General features: G+C 67.8%; 4 protein-coding genes and 1 tRNA gene. 3 read left to right on the top strand and 2 right to left on the bottom strand.

What is annotated here, in order from left to right; all coding sequences use genetic code 11:
• Nucleotides 1–11 precede the first annotated feature (11 nt).
• A tRNA-Leu gene (locus AC2VON_RS24680) sits at nt 12–95 on the top strand.
• Between the two features lie 53 nt (nt 96–148).
• Here AC2VON_RS24680 and AC2VON_RS24675 read toward each other — a convergent pair.
• Nucleotides 149–1300, bottom strand: coding sequence for a site-specific integrase (locus tag AC2VON_RS24675; protein ID WP_486955192.1), 1152 nt, complete (start codon nt 1298–1300; stop codon nt 149–151).
• Nucleotides 1284–1937 (bottom strand): hypothetical protein, encoded by a 654-nt coding sequence (locus AC2VON_RS24670; protein ID WP_486955191.1) that lies wholly within the window; start codon nt 1935–1937, stop codon nt 1284–1286. Before AC2VON_RS24670 ends, AC2VON_RS24675 begins: the two co-directional genes overlap by 17 nt.
• A 109-nt stretch (nt 1938–2046) precedes the next feature.
• Between AC2VON_RS24670 and AC2VON_RS24665 the strand changes: the two genes are divergently transcribed.
• Nucleotides 2047–2268 carry a helix-turn-helix transcriptional regulator gene (locus tag AC2VON_RS24665; protein ID WP_486955190.1) on the top strand — a complete coding sequence of 74 codons (222 nt, stop codon included), beginning with the start codon at nt 2047–2049 and terminating at the stop codon, nt 2266–2268.
• Nucleotides 2265–3087 (top strand): toprim domain-containing protein (locus AC2VON_RS24660; RefSeq protein ID WP_486955189.1); only part of this gene is annotated, 823 nt, incomplete at its 3' end. The genes AC2VON_RS24665 and AC2VON_RS24660, both read left to right, overlap by 4 nt.

Below are 3087 nucleotides of genomic sequence, written 5' to 3'. Positions count from 1 at the left end.
ATCGCCTGGCTGCGGGCGTGGCGAAATTGGCATACGCACCGGCTTTAGGTGCCGGCGCTCGAGAGAGCGTGAGGGTTCGAGTCCCTCCGCCCGCACTAGCTGGGCAGTAATGTTTCCGCAGGTAGATGGCTATTTTCATGTTTGCTAGCTAACTCTGTGGCCGCTCCGTGGCCACATTTTGGCCACAACTTGCGAGTAACATCGGGGAGTTACAGTTATCTCCCGTGTGGTACCGGGCGTGCAGGGTGACCGCCACCGCGTCGAGGTCGTCGTCGAACAGATCGGCGTAGGTGTCCAGGGTGATCTTGGCGGACTTGTGACCCAACATGCGCTGCAGCGCAAGCACATTCACCCCAGCAGACACGGCCAGCGACGCGCACGTGTGCCGCAGATCGTGCGGCGTGACCCTCTGAATCCCGGCCCTGGTGACAGCCGCCTGAAACCAGCCGGTCTGCGACTTGGGACGCTGCAGATAGCCGCCGTCGCGGCCCTCGAACACCAGATCGCCCGGCGCCTTCCCCTGGCAGTGGCGCGCCAGCTCGGCCAGCACGAACCCCGGCACCGGCACCGAGCGCGACAGGCGCCCCTTGGTCGGGCCGACCGCGTGGCGCGTGCCGAGCTGCACGGCGTTCTCCGAGACGGTCAAGCGCCGCCGCAGAAACTCAACGTCACGTACCCGCAGACCGATAGCCTCACCCCACCGCAGCCCGCAGTAAGCCAGCAGCAAGACCAGGCCCCGGTGCTCGTTGGCTTCATCGGCCAGCCGGTGCACGTCGTCGGCGCACAGGTACACGTGCCGGCGGCCGAGCTTGCGCGGCAGGTTCTCGACGCCCTTGCAGGGGTTGACTGCGAGCCGCTTGGCCTTCACGGCGTCGGCCAAGACCCCCGACAGGACGCCATGCGCGCGCAGCACCGTCGTTGCCCCATTGCCGTCACGGCCCAGCGCGGCTATCCACGCCTCGACGCCGAGGAGGTCGACATCGGCGACCGCGACCGCTCCCCACCGCGGTTGCACGTGCACCCGCCACGCCGATTCGAGCGTCCGATAATGGCTCGGCGCGGTGGCCCGTTCCTTGCGCTCAAGCCAGCCCGGCGCCAGCTCGCCGACCGGGATGCGGCCAAGGGAAGGCTTGACATAGGAGCCGGTGAGCTTGTCGACCTCGACGTTGTTGGCCCAGCTCTCGGCGTCGCGCTTCGTCTTGAAGCCGCGTTTCTGCGTCTGGCCGCGTCCTGGTGTGCGGTAGCGAACCCGGTACAGCGTTGCCCCCGAGGCGGTTCGGTACTTACTTATCGTCGCCACCGGCAAATTCCTTCTCAAGTTCGGCCTGCAACCGTCGCGTCATCTGCGAGCGGGCCTGCTGATTGGCCCCAGGCGCGAGGCGCCGGTCACGTTCTTCGCTGAACGTCCCACCCCACAGCTCGTGCGTCACTTGCGCCAACTGGGCGACAGAGATCCCGCAACGCTTCGCCAGCCGCTGCTCGGCGAGCCCCTGGCGTCCGATGACGGCCGCCAATTCGTCCACCGCGGCCGTGATGTTCGCGACGGCATCGCCGGTAATCGCGGAGGTGTCCCAAGGCATTCCACTGCACGCCTGCTGCAGGACAGCGGGGCGCAGCGGGAACGCATCCGTCAGGCCGACATACTCGTCGTCGTCGAGCGGCTCTAGGAGGTCCGCCAGCCCTCGATAGCACCAGTCGATCTGCTCGCCAGCCTTGAGGCGCTCCGCGGAGACGAGCTGCAGCGCGAGACTGACCGCCAGCACGGTGGCGAATCCTGGCGCGACCTCCCCAGATTCGAAACGGCGCACTTTGGCCGCGTCCCAACGTAACCCGACACCGCGGGCGCAGCGCGCCAGCTCGTCTTGGGTGGCCCCGACCCGCTCGCGTAACCGCCGGCAGTTGTCGCCGAGCAGGGCGGCCAACGGGCGTGAAGTCACGTGATGAAGCGTAGCCCACGATCGGACTACTTGACAAGTGAATCACGCCACTGTAATTATCAAGCCATCGCGCACGCCATATATGGACTACTTGAAAGGACGTGAGATTGTGGCCGCAACAGCCATCGACCTCGGGATTGCCCGGCCCGTCGAGGTAGCGGAAGCCCTGGACACCAGCGTCGCCGGCCTCGCTCAAATGCGGTACCGGGGAGACGGGCCGAAGTTCATCAAGCGCGGGCGCCGAGTTCTGTACAGGTGGAGCGATGTGGCGGCCTACCTCGACCAAAACACCTGCCAGCGCACTGACGACCGGCGCGGCGGCGGCAGGTGACGCAAACGAAAAGCCGCCCAGCCGGTGAGCTGGACGGCCAATCAAGCGTGGGCGACGCTGGGGACCATTCTAGTGGACGCCAGCCCGCATCGGCCGCCGATCGTGTCGCGGAGGCGCTGCGCGCCCACGGCTCCGATGTGAGCGCCAAGGGCATGGCGCGCTGCCCGGCCCACGACGACAACCGCGCCTCCCTGTCGGTGGGCGCCCGCCGCGACGGCGCCGGGGTGGTCCTGCACTGCCACGCCGGCTGCCCCACCGCCTCGGTGGTCGCGGCGTTGGGCCTGACCATGTCCGACCTGTTCGATAGCCCCCGCGCCAAGAGTGTGTGGACCCAACGCCGCGACTACACCTACCCCGACGGTCGGGTCGTGCACCGAAAACCCGACAAGAGCTTCCCCCAATCCGGGAACACGAAAGGCCGCGCTTTGTTTCACGCGGACCGCATCGGCGACGCCGAAACCGTCTACGTGGTCGAGGGCGAGAAGGACTGCGAGGCTATCGAACTGGTCGGGGGTGTGGCCGTCTGCTCGGCGATGGGCGCCGGCAAGGCGCACCTGGCCGACTGGGAGCCGTTGCGCGACAGGAACGTTGTTGTGGTCGCGGACCGCGACGAGCCGGGCCTCAAGCATGCCCGTGACGTGGCGGCCATCCTGTCGGGGGTGGCGGCCAGCGTGCGCGTCGTGGTGGCCGCGGTCGGCAAGGATGCCGCCGATCACATCGCGGCCGGCAAAACGCTGGGCGAGTTCGAGACCGTCGACGTTGGCCAGGCCGAGGCCGAGCCGGACGGCGCGACCGCCGTCAACCTCGACGCCGCGCTGG

The organism is Mycobacterium sp. TH-M82, from assembly GCF_057473605.1.
The sequence above is the reverse complement of the archived record's forward strand: the minus strand, read 5'-3'. Positions and strand labels throughout refer to the sequence as shown.